Here is an 18,845-nt window from a genome sequence, read left to right as displayed (position 1 = left end):
CGGGGGCTGATGTGCCCGTCGAGTGTCCGAGACACGCCGCTGCCAGCGCGACGGATGCGGCGAGTCCTGGACACTCGACGGGTTTGGCGGGAGCAGGTCAGACAGAGCTCGGAGCGACGAGCGTGCCGGTCTCGTGCGAGGCGATGGCGGCGGCGAAGAGCCGGTGCGTCAGTGCGGCCTCGTCGGGGCGGACGCAGCCGAAGCCGTCGCCGAGCTCGCCCACGTACTCGGCGAGGAAGGCCGCCCACATCTGCAGGATGGCATCCGAGAAGCCGGACTCGAAGTTGGCTCCGGTGACCGTGGGCCACACCGACTGGCTGCCCGCGTCGATCTTCTGCCAGCTCTGCTCTCGCCCGACGCCGGGAACGTCGATGACGGCGAAGACCTCGACCTGCTTGGGGTTCTTGGTGCTGAAGCGCACGCCGCCCGACATGCCGATGGCCTCGAACTCCCACGTGTTCTTCTGACCCGGCGCGATGCGCTTGGTCTGGGTGGTGAGCGGGAAGGGGGCGCCGTCGTGGCGGGCCCAGGAGTGGATGACGGCGTTGTCCCAGGTGTCGCACGGCTGCGGGGTGCCGTCGGGACCGGGGCGCTCGGTGACGATGTCCTGCAGGATGCCGACCACCTTCTCGGGCGTCCACCCCAGGCGCAGCGGCACGTGCCAGGTGTGCATGCCGAGGTCGTTGAGCACGCCCGCGTCGCCGCAGAACTGCTTCTGCCGCTTCCAGTTCAACGGCTTGTCCACGTCGATGTCACTGGCGTGCAGGAACGAGCAGTTCGCCTCGACGATGCGGCCCAGGGCTCCCGAGCGCACGTAGTCGACGGCCCACTGGGCGCCGGGGAAGAACGGCATCTCGCTCGAGACCCGCACGAACGACACGGGGTTCTCCGCGATGGCGGCGACGACCGCGTCGGCGGCGGCCCGGTCGATGCCGAACGGCTTCTCGGCGAGCAGGGCCTTGCCCGCGCGGATGGTGTCGACGTACAACCGCTCGTGCAGGTCGTGGCGCACCGCGATGTAGACGACGTCGACGCGGGGGTCGGCGAGCAGCTCGTGGTGGTCGGTCGTGGTCAGTTGCACGGTGTCGATGCGCTCGAAGAACTCGAGCGCCGCGGGGTTGATGTCGCAGACGGCCACGAGCTCGGGCTCGACGGGGTGGTCGATGAGGGCCGGCCAGCGGCGCAGCGCCGCGGCGATCTCGCGGCCCATCAGCCCTCCGCCGATGATGCCGATGCCCACCTTCTTGCCGGTCATGCGGCACCGCCGATCAGGCTCAGGGCCTCGTCGACCGAGGCGTCGTCGTGCACGACGGCCATGAGGGCCGCGGTGATGCCGGCCGGGTCGCGATGCTGGATGACGTTGCGGCCGTAGACGATGCCGCGGGCGCCCTGCTCGAGCACGGCGCGCGTGCGCTCCAGAAGAGTGCGGTCGTCGACGCGTCCCCCGCCGCGGACCAGCAGGGGGGTGTCCCCGGCGGCCTGGATCACCCGGTGGTATTCGGTGATGTCGTCGGTGGGGTCGGCCTTGATGAGGTCGGCGCCGAGCTCGCGTGCCTGACGCACGAGGGTGACGATCTTGGCGGTGTCGCCGTCGACGCCGTACCCGCCGCTGCCGGGCTTGGTCTGCATGACGAGGGGCTCGATCATCAGCGGCATCCCGTACCGCTCGGCGTCGGTGCGAAGAGCCAGGATCGACCGGATGCACTGCTCGCGCACCTGGGGTTCCCCGGGCAGATCGAGCAGGTTCACGCACACGGCGACGGCGTCGAGGCGCACGGCGACCTCGATCGCGTCGGGCACGTGGATGCTGTGCAGGGGGGATTCGAGCGGGTCGCCGTACACGTTGGCGATGTCGGTGCGCAGCACCAGACCGGGCTTCTGCTTGCCGGGGACGCTCTGCAGCAGCGGAGCCTGGCCGAGCGTGAGCTGCACAGCGTCGGGGCCGGCTTCGACGAGCGTCGCGACGGTGGCGGCCATGTCTTCGATACCGGTGAGGAAGCCGTGTTCGTGGAACGCGCCGTGGTCGACGGCGACGTCGAGCGCGCGGCCGGAGGTCGCGTTGAAGAGGCGGTGGAGGCGGGGTTTCGACATGGGGTGTGGGTCTCCGAGACGTCGGGTCGGGGCGCGGCTCTGCGCTCGACCGTCAGTATGCGGGGCGTGAGACAACGTTGTCAACGACTGCTAACGTGGGCCGCGCAACGGCGAGGAAGGCGGGGCTCATGGGCGAGCTGTACGGATCGACGATCGACGAGGCGCGCCGCAGGGCGGGGTGCGCGGCGCAGGTCGCGAGCGTGGAGGCATCGGTGCGCACCGACGGACCGGATGCCGGAACCCGGCGCCTGCGCGTGATCGCGGGCGACCTCGAGGTCGAGCTGCTGCCCGACCGCGGCCTCGATCTCGGTCAGATGCGTCACCGTGGTGTGCCGCTCGCCTGGGTGTCGCCCACGGGCTGGCCGCGGCCGGGAGCGGGGGGCTTCGGCGCCTCGTTCGGGGGAGGTCTCGTCACGACCTGCGGCCTGCTGTCGTTCGGCCCGCCGTCGGTCGACGCCGAGGGGGAGCACCCCCAGCACGGGCGGTACAGCGGGCTCTCGGCATCCGTCACCCGGGCCGAGGTGACCCCGGACGCCGTGGTGGTCGAGGCGGTCGTCGTGGAAGCCACGGTGCTCGGCGCCCATCTGGAGCTGCGGCGGAGCGTGCGGGTTCCGCTCGGTGAGGGGCGGATCGAGCTGCGCGACGAGATCGTCAACCGCGGCTCCCGCGAGGTGGAGCCCATGGTGCTGTACCACGTCAACCTCGGCTGGCCGCTGGTGGCGACGGGCTCGGTGCTGCGCTCTCCCGCCACGGGGGTGCGGCCGCGCGACGCCGCGGCCGAGGCGGGACTGTCGTCGTGGGCGGAGTTCCCCGAACCCGTCGCGCACTACCCCGAGCAGGTGTTCGCGCACGACCTGCCGACCGACCGTCGGGTGAGCGCCGAGGTGATCGCGCCGTCGGGGCTCGGCATCCGGATCTCGTTCGACACCTCGGTGCTGCCGGGGATGTTCCAGTGGCGCGTGGCGCAGGAGGGCGGGGTGGTGCTCGGGGTGGAGCCGGCGACGGCCGCGACGATCCTCGGTCGCGGCGACGCGCGGGCGAGGGGGCTGCTGCGCGCACTCGCCCCCGGAGCCTCGTGGGAGCTCGGTCTCGACATCGCTGTCATCCGAGATGCTTCCGTGACTTGACAACGTTGTCCCATCGGGCTCATGCTGACTCCAGCGCAGCCCGCCCGAGGGTTTCGTCCCCCATGACAACGATGTCGGAGATGCGATGACGCACGACGAGCGACCGGCCGCCACGGCGGCCACCGAGGCCATGGCGCCCCGGCCGCGCGCCCGACTCATCGACGTCGCCACGGCCGCGGGGGTCAGCCCCAAGACGGTGTCCCGTGTCGTCAACGACGAAGCCGGCGTGCTGCCCGCCACCCGCGATCGCGTGCTGTGGGCCGTGCGCGAACTGGGCTTCGTCCCCGACCGCAGCGCTCGGGAACTCAAGCGGCGCGACGCCGACACGATCGGCATTCTGATCGACGCGATCAGCGACCCGTTCTTCGCCGCGTTCGTCAGCGTCGTCGAAGAGCTCGCCGTCGCCGAGGGACTCAGCGTCATCTTCGCCAGCACCGGCTACGACGCCGCCCACGAGCGCACCCAGCTCGACCGCCTCACCGGGCACCGCCTCGCGGGCCTCATCGTCGCGCCCGTCGCCGTGGACGCCGCGACCCTCGCGGGGCTGCGCACCCGCTTTCCGGTCGTCTGCATCGACCGCTCGCGCCCGGGTATCGACGCCGTCGTGATCGACGACTTCGGCGCCGCCGCCGAGGCCACCGCCGCCCTCGTCGCCCACGGGCACCGTCGGATCGCCTTCATGGGCGAGGACGTGCCCTATCCCACGGTCGACGATCGCCTGGCCGGCTACCGCTCGGCTCTGAAAGCGGCGGGTCTGCCGTTCGACCCCTCGCTCGTCGTCACCCACGAGCGCTTCGGCCGAGGCGAGGCCGCCGAGGCCTCGCGCCTGTTCGAACGCGGCGACGCCCCCACCGCGCTGCTCTGCGCGACCAGCCTCGCGGCGATCGGAACGGTCCGGGCGATCCGCGCGAAGGGCCTGCGCATGCCGGCGCTCATCTCGTTCGGCGACTTCACCCTCGCCGAGGTGCTGGAGCCGGCGATCACCTACGTCGACCACGACCCGCGCCTGCTCGCGGTCGCGGCGTTCCGCCTGCTGCGGCAGCGCGCCGCGCGTCCCGACGAGGGTCCCGCGCGCATCGTCGTGCCGACCCGCCTCGTCCCGCGGGGATCGGGCGAGGTCGGCGTCGGCGCCGGATCCCTGCCCGCCGTCGCCGCGCCGGTGGGCGCCGTCGCCGCGGAGGGGGCGTCCGTCGCGCAGCCCGCGTCCGCCGGGCCCTCGGCGCCTGCCGGGGAGCCCGCCCCGTCGGCGTCGGCCGGGCAGCCCGCCCCGCCCGAGGCCGCCCCCCTCTCCGTCGCCGTGATCGAGCCCGCCGCGGCGCTCGTGGCGACGGCCTTCGCCCTCGCCCGCACCGAGACCTCCGGCGTCGCCGCCGTGTCGTCCTCCGAACCGATCGGAGCCTCGTGATGAAGCCCGTCCTGTTGCCCCCGAACCCCGTGCAGCACTTCTACCTCGGCGGTGACCGCATCGCGGCCCTCCGCGGCATCGTGCCCGAGACCGACCGCCAGCCCGAGGAGTGGCTCGGCTCGACCGTCTCGCGCTTCGGCTCCGACACCATCGGCCTCGCGATCGCCGAGGACGGCGCGTTCCTGCGCGACCTTGTCACGGCCGACCGCGCCGCGTGGGTGGGGGCCCGCGGCGGACGCGACGCCGCGGATCTCGGCATCCTGGTCAAGCTGCTCGATGCGCGCCAGCGTCTTCCCGTGCACGTGCACCCCGACCGCGAGTTCGCGCGCGGGCACCTCGACTGCCCGTACGGCAAGACCGAGGCCTGGTACGTGCTCGAGACCGAGGACGACTGCGCCGTGCACGTCGGGTGGAACCAGGCCGTCGACCGCGACGAGCTCGACCGCCGCCGCGACGCGCAGGACAGCGAGTGGATGCTCTCGCGGATGAACCGCGTGGTCGTCAGCCCCGGGATGGGCGTGCTCGTGCCCGCCGGCACCGTGCACGCGATCGACGGCGGGATCTTCGTCGCCGAGGTGCAGGAGCCCACCGACTTCTCGATCCTGCTCGAGTGGTCGGTCACGACCTCGACCCGCGACGAATCGCACCTCGACCTGGGCTTCGACGCCGTCATGCCCGCCGTGTCGACCGAGAAGCTGGATGCCGCAGCCCTCGACGCCCTGATCAGCACGGCCGGCACGACGCCGGCGGGGAACGACTTCCGCTCGCTGCTGCCCGCCGCCGCCGACCCGTACTTCCGCCTGTTCGACGCGGCGGGCGAGACCGCCGCCCGTGAAGCCGGTTTCGCGGTGGTGCTGGTGCGCGAAGGGTCCGGCGCGTTGGTGTCGGACGCGGGCTCGGTCGACGTCGAGCGCGGACAGGTCTACGCCGTCCCGCACGCCTTCGGCGCCTGGCGCCTGGCGGGCGAGGCCGATGTGCTCGTCGCCGCCCCCGGCGCCGGCTGGCCCGGGACCCTGCGCGGCGGGGGAGTGCGGTGAGCGACTACGTCGTCGGCATCGACATGGGAAGCACCAGCACCAAGCTGCTGGTCGCCACCCCAGACGGGCGCCAGGTGCTCGTCGTGAGCCGCCGCTCACCCTGGACCAACCTCGACCACGGTCAGGCCGAGATGCCCGCCGACCGCGCCATCGCCGTTGTCCGCGAGCTCGCGGCCGAGGCCGACCAACGCCTCGACGCGGGCTATCGCATCGTCGCCCTCGGGGTGTCGGGCATGGCCGAGGCGGGGGTGCTGCTCGACGCCGACGGCACCGCGCTCGCGCCGATCATGGCGTGGTTCGACCCGCGCGGCGCCGCTCAGATCGCGGCGACCCCCGACGCGTTCCGCGCCGAGTTCCCCGGCCGCACGGGGCTGCCGGTCGGGCCCCTGGCATCCATCGCCAAGCTCCTGCACCTGCGGGATCGCGGGATCGCGCTCGCCGGGACCACCTTCCTCAACGTTCCGGAGTTCGTCGTGCACGCGCTCGGCGGCCCCCGCGTGGCGGAGTACTCGCTCGTCTCGCGCACCGGACTCATCGACCAGGACGACAGCACCCCCTGGCAGGCGGCGCTCGACGTGCTCGGGGTGGATGAGACGATCCTCGGCGCTCGCGTCAGCGCCGGCGAGGCGGTCGGCACGCTGAGCGACCCGGCCATGCCCGCGGGCTTCCGGGGCGCCGCCCTCACCATCGCGGGGCACGACCACCTCGTCTCGGCCGTCGCCGTCGGCGCCACTCACACGCGACAGCTGTACGACTCGATGGGCACCGCCGAAGCGCTCGTGCGCGTGCTCGACGACACCCTTCCCTTCGCCGCACGCGAGCGTCTCGCCCACGCCGGTATCAACTGCGTGCGCCACGTCATACCGGGCAAGTACGTGCTGCTCGCGGGCACCAAGTCGGGACTGCTCATGCGGCGGGTGCTGCAGCTGCTCGGGATCACGGATGCCACGGGGCGCGCGGTCATCGACGACGCGGCCGTGGCTCTTCCCGTCGACGGCACGCTCGCCGACGGCGGTCTCGAGGTGTCGGGCGCCCGCAACGACGACGGCGTGCTCAGGATCGTCGCGCAGAGCGACGGACTCAGCCCTGCCGAACTGTTCGCGGCCAGCCTGCGCCACGGCAACGAGATGCTCGCGGAGTGCATGGCGGTGATGGACCGCGAAGTCGCACCGCCCACCTCGACGGTGCTCACCGGCGGCTGGTCGACCATGGCGTCCGTCGTGCGCTCGCGCTCGGCGCTGCTGCCCGAGGTCACCGTCTCGACCCACGACGAGGGCACCGCGTACGGCGCGGCGCTGTTCGCCGCGTTCGCCGCCGACGCGGCATCCCGGTCCTTCGAGGACGTCGCCGAGGCGTTCCTCTCTTCTTCTCTCGTCGCGGACGAGAGCCCTCTTCTCACCAACGAAAGGAGCTGACGATGTCGTCAGTCACCACCGCCGTTCCCGTGCTGCAGGCGCGGGGACTGTCGCGGCAGTTCGGATCCGTCCGGGCGTTGAGCAATGTGGATTTCGAGGTCTATCCGGGGGAGGTCAGCGCGCTCATCGGTGACAACGGTGCGGGGAAGTCGACGCTGGTGAAGGCCTTGTCGGGCAATCTCGCCGTCGACGAGGGCGAGATCCTCTTCGACGGGCAGCCGATCGAGATGTCGAACCCGCAGGTCGCGTCGGCGTTGGGAATCGAGACCGTGTACCAGGACCTGGCCTTGGCGCCGCATCTCGATCCGGTGCAGAACATGTACCTGGGCCGCGAGCTCCGTCGCCCGGGTTTGGCGGGTGCGCTGGGGTTCATGAAGACGAAGGACATGGCCGTCGCCTCCCGGGCGGCGTTCGATGAGCTCGGCGCGACGGTGCGTTCGCTCACGTCGCCGGTGGGGGAGATGTCGGGTGGGCAGCGGCAGGCGATCGCGATCGCTCGTGCGGTGCATTGGGCGGGGCGTCTGGTGTTCCTCGACGAACCCACCGCTGCTCTCGGTGTGCGTCAGACGAAGAACGTGCTCGAGACGATCCGGCGGGTGCGGGACAAGGGCATCGCGGTGGTGTTGATCTCGCATTCCATGCCGCACGTGATGGAGGTGTGCGACCGCATCCAGGTGCTGCGCCTGGGGACTCGCGTGGCGAACATCGACGCGAAACAGACCTCCATGGAAGAACTCGTCGGGCTCATGACCGGCGCCGTCACGAAGGACGACCAGAAATGAGCACCACGACACCTCCGACGGAGACCGTCGCGATCGGCACGTTCGACGATTCGAAACCGAACTTCTTCGTCGGTTTGCTGAAGGCGCAGGCCTTCCAGATCCTCATCATCCTCATCGTCATCGTGCTGATCTTCAGCGCCCTGGCGCCGGACTCGTTCGCCCAGTGGTCCAACTTCCGCCTCATCATCCAAAACGCCTCGATCCTCGCCGTCCTCGGCGTCGGCATGACGTACATCATCATCACCTCCGGCATCGACCTCTCCATCGGCTCGGTGCTCGTGTTTTCCGGCGTCGTCTCGGCCCTCGTGATGCGCGCCCTCGGCGGTGAAGGGTGGGGCGTTGCCACGATCGGCATCCTGGTGTCGATCCTCAGCGGCGTCTGCTGGGGGCTGCTGAACGGCTTCCTCATCGCCAAAGCCAAGATCCCGCCGCTCATCGTGACGCTCGGCTCGCTCGGCATGGCCCTGGGCCTCGCGCAGATCCTCACCGGCGGTGTCGACGTGCGCGACGTGCCCACCGTGCTGACCGTGTCGATCGGGTACGGCAACGTGTTCGGGTCGTTGCCGATCATCAGCGTCATCGCCCTCGTCGTCGTGGTGATCGGGGCGATCGTGCTGCACTTCACCAAGTTCGGTCTCTACACCTACGCCGTCGGCTCCAGCGAGCTCGCCGCCCGCCGCGTGGGCGTGAAAGTCGACCGCCACCTCATCTCGGTCTACACCCTGTCGGGAGCACTCGCGGGCCTCGCCGGCATCCTCGCCCTCTCACAGTTCTCGACCACCGCCATCGCGGGACAGTCGCAGACCAACCTCAACGTCATCGCCGCCGTCGTCATCGGCGGGACGTCCCTGTTCGGCGGTGTCGGCACGATCTTCGGCACCGTCGTCGGCCTCTTCATCCCCGCCGTGCTGCAGAACGGATTCGTCATCACCGGCGTCCAGCCCTTCTGGCAGCAGGTCGCCGTCGGCGCGGTGCTGATCACCGCCGTCTACGTCGACCAGGTACGCCGCACCGCCGCCACCCGCGGCAACACCCAAAGCCTCTGGCGAAAGTTCGTCAGCGGAGGACGCCGCAGCTGAAGCCCGGCATCCGACCCCACCAAGAGAGAACGGTCATCACAATGAAGTGGAACAGCAAGGTTCTCGCGTTCGCCACCCTCGGCGCCGCAGCCACCCTCGTCCTCGCCGGGTGCTCCGGCGGAGCCTCGTCGGGCTCCGCGTCGGGCGGCGCGGAGGGCGGGTACAAGATCGCGTTCGTGCAGGGCGTCGCGGGGGATGAGTTCTACATCTCCATGCAGTGCGGCATCCAGGACGAAGCCGCCAAGGAAGGCGCCACCGTCACCACCCAGGGTCCCGAGAAGTTCGACCCCACCCTGCAGAAGCCGATCGTCGACGCGATCGTCGCGTCGAAGCCCGACGCGCTGCTCATCGCCCCGACCGACGTGTCGGCCATGCAGGCGCCGATCGCGGCGGCGGAGGCGGCGGGCATCAAGGTCGTGCTCGTCGACACGACGCTGGAGGACCCCTCGGGCGCGGTCTCGCAGATCTCGTCCGACAACGAGGGCGGCGGAGCGGCCGCGTTCGAAGCCATTCAGGAGGCCAACCCGAACGGCGGCAAGGTGCTCGTCGTCTCGGTCGACCCCGGCATCTCGACCACGGACGCCCGAGCGAAGGGCTTCGAGGACGCGGTTGCGAAGGACTCGAAGTTCGAGTCGGTGGGGGTGCAGTACTCGCACAACGAGCCCTCCACGGCGGCCGAGATCGTGACCGCCGCGCTGCAGAAGGACCCCGACATCGTGGGCATCTTCGCCGCCAACCTGTTCGCCGCCGAGGGCTCCGCCACCGGTGTGCAGCAGGCCGGTAAGCAGGGCGCTGTCACCATCGTCGGCTTCGATGCCGGCCCCGCCCAGGTCAAGGCCCTCCAGGCCGGCACGGTCCAGGCCCTCGTCGCGCAGGAGCCCGCCACCATCGGCTCCGACGGTGTCAAGCAGGCCATCGCCGCCCTCAAGGGCGAAGCGACGGAGGAGAAGATCCAGACCGGCTTCACCATCCTGACGAAGGACAACATCACCACCGACGGCAAGGACGCGGTCTACAAGTCCAGCTGCTGACACCCCGGATGCCGGGGCCCCCACATCCGCGTGGGGGTCCCGGCATCCCCCTCCGCTCTTCGCGTGAGTCGCCACACTTCGTCGCTTCGGACACCACGTCGGCGACACCTGCTGGCGACTCACGCGCGCGCGAAGCGCCGCCGATCACCACCGACGAGAAAGACACCGCCGTGCCGCTGGCCGACATGCCCGAACTGCTCGCCGCGCACCGCGCGGTCGGGGCCTTCAACTTCATCACCCTCGAGGTCGCCGAGGCCATCGTCGCCGGGGCCGAAGCCGCCGACTGTGGCGTGATCCTCCAGCTGTCGCAGAACGCCATCGCGTTCCACGGGGGGCTCGCCCCGGCGGCGTCCGCTGCACTGCGGCTGGCCGAGGCCGCCCGGGTGCCCGTCGTCGTTCACCTCGACCACGCCACCGACGAGTCGCTCGTCGACGAGGCGTTGGCCGTCGGCATCCGGTCGGTCATGTTCGACGCGGCCCACCTGCCGGATGCCGAGAACCTCGACCGCACCGCCGCCGTCGCTGCACGCGTGCACGCCGTGGACGCCTGGGTCGAGGCCGAGTTGGGCGAGATCGGGGGCAAGGGCGCGCACGCACCGGGCGTCCGCACCGACCTCGCCGAGGCCGTGCGCTTCGTCGGCGAGACCGGCGTCGACGCCCTCGCCGTCGCGGTCGGTAGTGAGCACGCCATGCGCGAGCGCACGGCGCGGCTCGACGAAGCCCTGATCGCCGACCTCTCGGCCGCCCTGTCCGTGCCCCTCGTGCTGCACGGCTCCAGCGGCGTCGCCGACGCCGGGATCGACGGCGCCGTGCGCGCGGGGGTGCGCAAGGTCAACATCGGCACGCACCTGAACCAGGTGCTGACCTCGGCGGTGCGCGCGGAGCTCGACCGCGACCCGGATGCCATCGACCCGCGCCGCTGGCTCGCCCCGGGCCGCGCGGCGGTCGCGGGCGAAGTGCATCGACTGCTCGACGTCATCACCGGACGCACCGCATGACCGGCATCGTCACCCTCACCGCGGCGGGGGCCATCGACGCGACCTACCGCGTCGGCATCCTGCGCCGCGGCGCCTTCGCCCGCGCCGACAGCTACACGCGCGAGGTGAGCGGCAAGGGTGTCAACGTCTCGGCCGCCCTCGCCGCGGGCGGCGCGCCCACGGCCGCCGTCGTGGTGCTCGGCGCCGACGACGTGCGCTTCGCGCGCTGCGGACTCACCGCCCCCCTGCTGCGCATCGTCGAGGTTCCCGGCGCGACACGCGTGAACACGTCGATCGTCGACGCCGACGGAGCGACCACCAAGGTGAACGCCCCCACCCCGCCGCTGTCGGCGGAGGCGTGGGATGCCACGGTGTCGGCCGTGCGCGACGAGCTCGCCGCGCGGGAGCAGCCCTGGCTCGTCATCTCGGGCAGCCTCCCGGAGCTCGCGGGAACCCACGCCCTCGTCGACCTCACCGCCATCCGCGCGGCGGCCCGCGAGCGCGGTGCCCGCGTGGCCGTCGACACCAGCGGAGCCGCGCTCGACGCGCTGCTCGCCGACCCCGCCGGCATCGACCTGCTCACCCCGAACGTCGACGAGCTGTCCGCTGCGGTCGGGCGCCCCCTCACCACCCTGGGCGACGTCGTCACTGCCGCGCGCGAGATCGTCGCGCGCGGCGTGGGCATCGTGCTGGCGAGCATGGGCGCCGACGGCCTGCTCGCCGTCACCGATCAGCGGGTGGTCTTCGCCCGCGCCGAGGCCCCGCACGTCGCCAACACGGCGGGGGCGGGGGATGCCGCCCTGGCGGGGTTCCTGCTCGGTCTCACCCGCGCGCCCGCCGCGGCGGCGGCCGGCGCCGATTCGCTCGCGGTCGCCGCAGCCTCGGCCGCGGAGTGGGGAGCCCATGCGGTGGCGCACGCGTCGACCCTCGTCGCGGGACCGCCCCAGGGCATCCGGGCCCTCGTCGACACCGAGCCCGACCTCACTCGCGCCCTGAACCCGGAGGGCGACGCGTGAGCGTCCTCGCTCCCGAGATCACCGCGGCGGTCGCCGACGTGTCGCGCGTCCGCACGCGCGCGATCGACCGGGTCGCCTACGCCACCGACGCCTCCCATTACCTACTGACCCCGGATGCCGTGGTGGTCGCCGCCGACGCGGCCGAGGTGGGAGCGATCCTGCGGGCGGCCACCGCCTCGGCCACCGCGGTGACCTTCCGCTCGGGCGGCACCAGCCTGTCGGGGCAGTCGTCGGGAGCGGGGCTGCTGATCGACGTGCGGCAGGGCTTCGGGCGCATCGACGTGCTCGACGGCGGGCGCCGCGTGCGCTCTCAGCCGGGCGCGACGGTGCGCCAGGTCAACGCGAGGCTGTTGCGGCACGGGCACCGGCTCGGCCCCGATCCGGCGAGCGAAGCGGCGTGCACGATCGGCGGGGTCGTGGCGAACAACTCCAGCGGCATGGCCTGCGGAACGGAGGAGAACTCGTATCGCACCCTCGAGGGCCTCGTGCTGGTGCTGGCATCCGGGACCGTCGTCGACACGGCCGCCCCCGACGCCGACGCGTTGCTGCGCGATCGCGAGCCGGCCCTCGTCGAAGGGCTGATGCGCCTGCGGGAGCGCGTGGTCGGCGATGCCGTGAGCGTCTCGCTCATCCGGCGGCAGTTCGCGATGAAGAACACCATGGGCTACGCGCTCAACGCGTTCCTCGACTTCGACACCCCGGCGGCTCTGCTCGCGCACCTCACGGTGGGATCCGAGGGGACGCTCGCGTTCGTCGCCGAGGCGACGTTCCGCACGGTGCCGATCCGCCCGGCCGTCGCCACGACGCTCGCGGTGTTCCCCACGCTCGACGCGGCCACCCGCGCTCTTCCCGCCCTGGTGTCGACGGGAGTGGCGACGCTGGAGCTGATGGATGCCACCTCCCTGCGCGTCGGACAGCGTCTGGCCGGCACCCCCGCCGCCATCCACGGGTTCGAGGCCACCACGCAGGCGGCGCTGCTCGTGGAGTACCACGCGGACGACGCTCCCGCGCTCCGGGAGCTCGCTGGGGCGGGCGCAAGCGTGCTCGCCGGTGAGGACCTGCTCGACGCGGCCGTCTTCTCCCGTGACCCGGTGCAGCGCGCCGCCGCGTGGACCTTCCGAAAGGGTCTCTACGCCTCGGTCGCCGGGGCCCGCCCCTCGGGCACGACGGCGCTGCTCGAAGACGTGGTCGTGCCCGTCGCGCGTCTCGCCGACACCTGCGAAGGGCTGCAGCAGCTGTTCGCGCGATTCGGCTACTCCGACAGCGTGATCTTCGGCCACGCCAAGGACGGCAATATTCACTTCATGCTCACCGACCGCTTCGAGGGCGCGAAAGCGCTCGGTCGGTTCGAGGGGTTTACCGAGGCGATGGTCGACCTGGTGCTCGACGCCGGGGGCAACCTCAAGGCCGAGCACGGCACCGGTCGAGCGATGGCGCCGTACGTGCGCCGGCAGTACGGCGACGAACTGTACGACGTGATGGTCGAGCTGAAGCGTCTACTCGACCCGAGCGGCATCCTGAACCCGGGCGTGATCATCAGCGACGACCCCGGTGCGCACATGCGCGACCTGAAAACGCCCGTGTCGATCGAGCCCGAGGCCGACCGGTGCGTGGAGTGTGGATACTGCGAGCCGGTGTGCCCGAGTCGATCGCTCACATTGACGCCGCGCCAGCGGATCGTCGTGCGGAGGGCGTCGACCGCAGCCCGCGAGCGCGGCGACGGGGCTCTCGTCGCGGAGCTCGATCGCGACTACGACTACGACGGCGTGCAGACCTGCGCGGTCGACGGCATGTGCCAGACGGCCTGCCCCGTGCTCATCAACACCGGGACGCTGATGAAGCGGTTCCGGCGGGAGGATGCCGACCCCGCGCTGGCCGCGGGATGGTCGGCGGCGGCGACCGGATGGGGAGCGGTGACGCGCGCGGGATCCGCCGCCCTGACGGTCGCCGCGGCGCTGCCCACGCCGCTCGTGCGGACGGTGACGGATGCCGCCCGCGCGGTGCTCGGCGCCGACACGATGCCGCGGTACTCGGCGGAGCTTCCCGCCGGTGGGGCGTCGCGGCGGTCGCTGGGGTCTCGGGTCGGCGCGGCGGGCGTGGAGCCCGTGGCGGTGTTCCTGCCGGCCTGCGTGGGCAGCATGTTCGGCGCCTCCGAGGGCATCGGCGCGACCGCGGCGTTCACCCGGCTGTTGGAGCGCGCCGGGGTCTCGGCGGTCGTCCCCGACGGCATCGACGCGCTGTGCTGCGGCACCCCGTGGTCGTCGAAGGGCTACGCGAAGGGGCACGCCACCATGTCGGCCCGCGTGCGTGCGGCCGTCCGAGAGGCCACGCGCGACGGCGCCCTCCCGGTGGTGGGCGACGCGTCGAGCTGCACCGAGGGGTTCGCGGCGACGCTGCGCGACGACGGCATCCGGGTTATGGATGCCGTGGCCTTCACCGCATCCACCCTTCTTCCGCGTCTCACCCCGGCACCGGTGGCCGAACTGCTGGCGCTGCACCCGACCTGCTCGTCGACGCAGTTGGGCATCGACCCGGCACTCCGCGCGATCGGTGCGGTCGTGGCATCCGAGGTCCGTGTTCCCGACGCGTGGGGCTGCTGCGCGTATGCGGGCGATCGCGGCATGCTGCACCCGGAGCTGACCGAGGCCGCGACCGCTCCCGAGGCGGCCGAGGTCGCCGGCTGGGGCGCCGACGCGTACGCCTCGTGCAACCGCACGTGCGAGCTGGGCATGACGAAGGCGACGGGGGAGTCGTACGTGCACGTGCTGGAGCTGCTGGAGCGGGCGACGCGGCCTGGTGCGTGAGGCGTCAGGACCCGCCGCCTCGGGAGCTCCGCGGCGACGGGAATCGACCCCTCACCCGAAGGCGGGTGCGGCGGCGGCGCGGCGGCGCTCACTCACGATCAGGGCGATCAGCAGAATCAGCCCGGTGAGCACGACGATGTAGGTGCTGAGCGTGGGAACGACGCCGAGCAGGCCGTTGGCCGGGAACAGGGCGTGCAGTTCGAGGGTCGGGTCGGTGCTCGCGTGCACGAGCATCGGGGCGATCAGCGTGCGGGTCACCCGCAGCACGAGGTACATGCACAGGCCGAAGAAGAAGGTGTACACGACCTGCTGCAGCACCACGGCGACGCCCTCGGTCGAGGTGAACAGGTTGGCGAGGTGCAGCGCGGCGAAGATCCCGGCCGAGGCGAGGGCCACGGCGATCTCGCGGTGACCGGCCTTGCGCATGAGGTTCACCACGAAGCCGCGCGTGACGAGCTCTTCGACGAAGCCGATGAACAGTCCCGTCACCAACCAGGCGCCGCCGAGCGGGAGCCCCGCGGCTGCGTAATCGATCGAGAGCAGGGCGAAGACGTTGATCGCCAGCACGACGATCACGGCCGTCCACATCCACCGGCGCCCACCGAGCGTCTGCCGCGAGAACAGCTCTCGGCGCCACCCGACCGACGCCGCGAAGGCGACGAGCAGTACCCCGGTGACGAGGATCGGGAGGCCGGTGCCGAAGAACACGTCGCCGGCGCTGCCCGTCTCGCCCCGCAGGCTTCCGCCGGGGGTGAGCACGCGGCTGAGCAGAAAACCGATCAGCAGATAGACGCCGAGATAGACGACCGCGAGCAGGAGCGCCCGCCAGAAACCGCCCCTGTTCCAGAATCTCGACCAGCTCGATGCGCCGTGCGCCATGTCTGCCCCCTCGGATGTCCCGCCGCCCATTGGTGCTTCATGGTGACAGAGGGGCCGCGATGGCGCGGGTCTGCGCTGCGGCTTCGGCACAACTCCTGCGTTTTGCGGGGGAAGGGTGGGTGGGTGGGAGCGGGTGGTGGGGCGGGTTGCCGGAGGTGTGCGGGGCGGGGCTCGGGGCCTGGGTCGCGCGGCGGGGCTCGGCGCCGAGGCGGGCAGCGGCCAGCAGGAACGGCTCCCGATGACGTCCTGACGCGCTGACGCGAACCGATCGGTTTTGCGGCACGGGCGAGCTGGTTGCGCTCGAAGTGCATTGGCCGAGAGAGTCAACCCATGGCATCTCTCATCCAACAGAGGCTGACCCTCGGTCGCATCCGAGTGCGGGCACTGTGGGCACTTTGGGTTGGGGGATTGGCGTCACCCTTGGTCTGGTCCTGCTGGTGAGCGGCGGAACTTCGACCTTTCCCGGTTACCCCAACGCACAGCCATCACTATGGTCCCGCTCCGCGAAGGGGCAGCAACAGTGCGATGGGCTCGCTCGGATCAGGACACAGATCAGATCGGTCTGCACGTTGGCGCAGGGTCGTGGTGGCTGGACGCGACGGTAGACAATGCGCGCCGTCTGGAGGGCATGGTGACCGCCGTCACCGCCGGGAACGTCTCTGAAGAGGTCACCATCGAATCCGACGGAGGTCGACGGCTTGAAACACATGACAGCCGCGGACCGCGAATGGGTGACCACCGCCGGTCATCTTCCACCGCCCGACAAAAACGGATTCATGTACACCGTCGGCGACGTGTGGGAACGCGCACAGCAGGGCACCACCCGGTACCACCCATGGCAGCACTGAAGCGGAGCATCATAGAACGCTTCAAGGAGGAAGACCCGTCCATCGAAGATCAGCGGGGCATCCGTGTGGTGCATTGCGAGCGCGATCCTGTTGGCGGCTGCCGCACCTGCCCTCGTGGGTGAGGAATGGTGGTTCTTCGCCAGCGCGACAGCCGTAGCGACCGGTGCCCTCCTCACTTGGGCCGTCCGTGTCCCCGCAGGTCTCCTAATGATTGTCGCGGTCGCTTCGCGGCACAGGGAGTTTTAGCGGGGCTCACCAAGTACGACGATCGAACGAACTCTGACGCCGTCCCACGCGTTGACCCGTAGGCTGCGCTTCCTTCCAACCTGCCGCTCACGACCTCGCCAGCCGGTTGGTCAGCCTGGGCTTGTCGGGTCGGTATCGACGGTCCACGCGGTGATGGCGACGGTTGATCCTTCGACGATGTCCAGCTCGATCGGCCACGACCCCCGCACCATCCCCGCCGTGGGCGCAGCCCATACCGTCTTCGTCACGAGCGCGCCGTGCGGTGAGGCGGCATCCCACCCCAGCACGGCGACCGCTTCACCACCAGCCGGTACTTCCACGCGTTGTGGGCCGGGATCTTGGGCCATGAACGACCGGCCGTGCTCGATCGTCACCTCGAGTAGGTGCCCGTTCTGATCTCCGAAGGCAACGTCGGGATATCCCTCGATCACGCACGGCTGGTCTGAGAAGTTGAGGAGTTGAAGCGGCATCCCCCGGTGTCCTGTGGCCGCGTCGGGTTCACCTTTCAGGATGGTGGCCCGCTCAGGTGTGCACCACTGCGGATCGTCAGAAACCACGGCATCAGCCGTCTCGGGGACCGGCACGCCCGGCGCGTCAGGATCGGGCACCGCACCGAAGCTGCTGGCAGCGTCAACCTCCTGCTGTGCAGCATTCTCGGCCGCGATCGCAGCCGTCCGCGCGGCGTCGGTGACCGCACCTGTGATGCTTACCCCCACCACGGCGATGACCGCGACAGGTGTGAGCCAGAGCGGCGCGCGACCAACAGTCGGCTCGCCACCCGGCTGGTGGGCGATCAGTGCCGGAATCCAACCCACCGCGAGACCCCACAGTGCCCCCGCAGCCGTCGCGGCGCCGAACCCGCTCGTCAACAACCCCCGCGGGCCGAAAGAGACAATCCACGTCCATCCAGCACCGACGTCAAACCCCAACCCCACGACAGCGCTCGCAAGAACCAGAGCGAACCATGCCGTGATGACGGCAGAACCCCGCGGTCGGTGCAGCACTCCCGTGAGGATCACGTAGACGGCGGCGAGCACAACGCCGCCAATGATGATCACAGCCACGCCACCGCCCCCGCTCTGATAGACCGTCAGGGTCGTCGGCACGAGTTCCGGCAGCACGCTCGACACCTGCGCCACGCCGCTCGGGATCTGCAGAACGACGTCGCGCAAACCGGCCGTGAAAACCCACAGGACGGCAACGACAGCACCGGCCACAAGGAAGCGAGGAGAGAAAAGTGCACGCACCCGCTCATCTTGTCGCACCCAGCGCTCACGCCCCTGCAGCTTCGCACAAGGGCGTGAGCTTGGAAGGGCTCGAGGAGGCGGAACCATTCGGCGTCCTCGGCGAACATGTCGCCGAGGCCACAGAACGCCGGGAGAGCGCTGCGGATGAGCCAGTCGGCAGCCACGTCGACGGTGACCGTGGCCCACTCGCCCTCTTCGTCCTGGCCCCCGGTCATCCCCACTTCCTCCTCATGCGTCGTCGTGTCTGCGGGTGGGGCGTATCTCGCAGTCGGATTCACCGACGCCGATGAACAGGTGCTCGATCGATGTATCCCAGCTGACGTACCGGCCCGATTCTGCGAGCTCGTTCTCGAGATCGTCGACGAACGAGGTGGTAGCTGAGCCGACATGAGGAAGGAACGGTCCGTACAGGCGGGTGACGTCTTCGCCGTCGACGGTGGTCATCGTGGCCTTGACGACCACGGCAGTTGCGGTGCGGCTCGTGGGTGCCTTCTTCCTGCGAGATGAAGCGGCCGGGTTAGGCCGCGATCGCTGCGTCGGTCTTGTCCTCGTTGAGCTGGCTGATGCGGGCGGGGCTGACGCCGAGAAGCACGGCAGCGTCGGTGACGGCAACGCCGTGCGCGCGGAGTTCGCCGACGATCGTGCGCGCCTGGCGCGCTGAGGCGATCTGACGCTCCTGCGCGGCCGCGGTGGCCTCCCGCGCCTCTCTCACGCGCACCGAGACGCCGGCTCCGAGGTCGGGGATGAGATTGAAATGGACGTCGCTGTGGTCGATGTCGGGGTCGAGGGTGTCGAGGTAGTCAGTCACGGACCTGCCGTTCCGCACGGTCAAGGTGGCGGACTTGGGTCACGGAATCGCCG

The 18,845-nt window shown here is 70.9% G+C and carries 16 protein-coding genes; 10 read left to right on the top strand and 6 right to left on the bottom strand.

Annotated features, from left to right (window positions below; all coding sequences use genetic code 11):
• Positions 1–97: 97 nt before the first annotated feature.
• Complete coding sequence (locus IFU19_RS16290; protein WP_192212215.1) at positions 98–1,255, bottom strand: Gfo/Idh/MocA family protein; 1,158 nt, start codon at positions 1,253–1,255, stop codon at positions 98–100.
• Positions 1,252–2,091: a class I fructose-bisphosphate aldolase gene (locus tag IFU19_RS16285; RefSeq protein ID WP_191916430.1), complete on the bottom strand. Its 840-nt coding sequence runs from the start codon at positions 2,089–2,091 to the stop codon at positions 1,252–1,254. Before IFU19_RS16285 ends, IFU19_RS16290 begins: the two co-directional genes overlap by 4 nt.
• 128 nt (positions 2,092–2,219) lie before the next feature.
• Between IFU19_RS16285 and IFU19_RS16280 the strand changes: the two genes are divergently transcribed.
• The 10 genes from IFU19_RS16280 to IFU19_RS16235 all read left to right on the top strand — a co-directional run bounded on the left by IFU19_RS16280 (position 2,220) and on the right by IFU19_RS16235 (position 14,764).
• Positions 2,220–3,218: an aldose 1-epimerase family protein gene (locus IFU19_RS16280; protein ID WP_192212214.1), complete on the top strand. Its 999-nt coding sequence runs from the start codon at positions 2,220–2,222 to the stop codon at positions 3,216–3,218.
• A gap of 85 nt (positions 3,219–3,303) precedes the next feature.
• Positions 3,304–4,623 carry a substrate-binding domain-containing protein gene (locus IFU19_RS16275; RefSeq protein WP_192212213.1) on the top strand — a complete coding sequence of 440 codons (1,320 nt, stop codon included), beginning with the start codon at positions 3,304–3,306 and terminating at the stop codon, positions 4,621–4,623.
• The gene (locus tag IFU19_RS16270) at positions 4,620–5,660 is read left to right on the top strand and encodes a class I mannose-6-phosphate isomerase (protein WP_199858843.1); all 1,041 of its coding nucleotides are present in this window, start codon (positions 4,620–4,622) and stop codon (positions 5,658–5,660) included. Before IFU19_RS16275 ends, IFU19_RS16270 begins: the two co-directional genes overlap by 4 nt.
• Positions 5,657–7,075: an FGGY family carbohydrate kinase gene (locus tag IFU19_RS16265; RefSeq protein WP_199858842.1), complete on the top strand. Its 1,419-nt coding sequence runs from the start codon at positions 5,657–5,659 to the stop codon at positions 7,073–7,075. Before IFU19_RS16270 ends, IFU19_RS16265 begins: the two co-directional genes overlap by 4 nt.
• 2 nt (positions 7,076–7,077) lie before the next feature.
• A complete protein-coding gene (locus tag IFU19_RS16260) occupies positions 7,078–7,857 on the top strand; it encodes an ATP-binding cassette domain-containing protein (protein ID WP_192212212.1) in 780 nt (259 codons plus the stop codon).
• The gene (locus tag IFU19_RS16255) at positions 7,854–8,936 is read left to right on the top strand and encodes an ABC transporter permease (protein ID WP_055939238.1); all 1,083 of its coding nucleotides are present in this window, start codon (positions 7,854–7,856) and stop codon (positions 8,934–8,936) included. Before IFU19_RS16260 ends, IFU19_RS16255 begins: the two co-directional genes overlap by 4 nt.
• Positions 8,937–8,977: 41 nt before the next feature.
• The gene (locus tag IFU19_RS16250) at positions 8,978–9,967 is read left to right on the top strand and encodes an ABC transporter substrate-binding protein (protein ID WP_192212211.1); all 990 of its coding nucleotides are present in this window, start codon (positions 8,978–8,980) and stop codon (positions 9,965–9,967) included.
• A 170-nt stretch (positions 9,968–10,137) separates the two neighbouring features.
• Positions 10,138–10,965: a class II fructose-bisphosphate aldolase gene (locus IFU19_RS16245; protein WP_342343444.1), complete on the top strand. Its 828-nt coding sequence runs from the start codon at positions 10,138–10,140 to the stop codon at positions 10,963–10,965.
• Positions 10,962–11,960 (top strand): 1-phosphofructokinase family hexose kinase, encoded by a 999-nt coding sequence (locus IFU19_RS16240; protein WP_192212210.1) that lies wholly within the window; start codon positions 10,962–10,964, stop codon positions 11,958–11,960. Before IFU19_RS16245 ends, IFU19_RS16240 begins: the two co-directional genes overlap by 4 nt.
• On the top strand, positions 11,957–14,764 hold the full coding sequence (locus IFU19_RS16235; protein WP_192212209.1) for an FAD-linked oxidase C-terminal domain-containing protein: 2,808 nt from the start codon (positions 11,957–11,959) through the stop codon (positions 14,762–14,764). The genes IFU19_RS16240 and IFU19_RS16235 overlap by 4 nt, the downstream gene beginning before the upstream one ends.
• A gap of 51 nt (positions 14,765–14,815) precedes the next feature.
• Here IFU19_RS16235 and IFU19_RS16230 read toward each other — a convergent pair whose 3' ends face one another.
• From IFU19_RS16230 to IFU19_RS16215, 4 genes are all read right to left on the bottom strand, one after another.
• Entirely contained in the window at positions 14,816–15,643 is an 828-nt protein-coding gene (locus tag IFU19_RS16230) for a CPBP family intramembrane glutamic endopeptidase (RefSeq protein WP_192212208.1), read from the bottom strand.
• A 1,204-nt stretch (positions 15,644–16,847) separates the two neighbouring features.
• The gene (locus IFU19_RS16225) at positions 16,848–17,984 is read right to left on the bottom strand and encodes a DUF4232 domain-containing protein (protein WP_192212207.1); all 1,137 of its coding nucleotides are present in this window, start codon (positions 17,982–17,984) and stop codon (positions 16,848–16,850) included.
• A 228-nt stretch (positions 17,985–18,212) separates the two neighbouring features.
• On the bottom strand, positions 18,213–18,428 hold the full coding sequence (locus IFU19_RS16220) for a hypothetical protein (protein WP_191916441.1): 216 nt from the start codon (positions 18,426–18,428) through the stop codon (positions 18,213–18,215).
• Positions 18,429–18,501: 73 nt separating this feature from the next.
• Complete coding sequence (locus tag IFU19_RS16215; RefSeq protein ID WP_199858840.1) at positions 18,502–18,792, bottom strand: antitoxin HicB; 291 nt, start codon at positions 18,790–18,792, stop codon at positions 18,502–18,504.
• Positions 18,793–18,845: the final 53 nt, after the last annotated feature.

The organism is Microbacterium sp. CFBP 8794 (genome assembly GCF_014841235.1).
Lineage (GTDB): Bacteria > Actinomycetota > Actinomycetes > Actinomycetales > Microbacteriaceae > Microbacterium.
The sequence above is the reverse complement of the archived record's forward strand: the minus strand, read 5'-3'. Positions and strand labels throughout refer to the sequence as shown.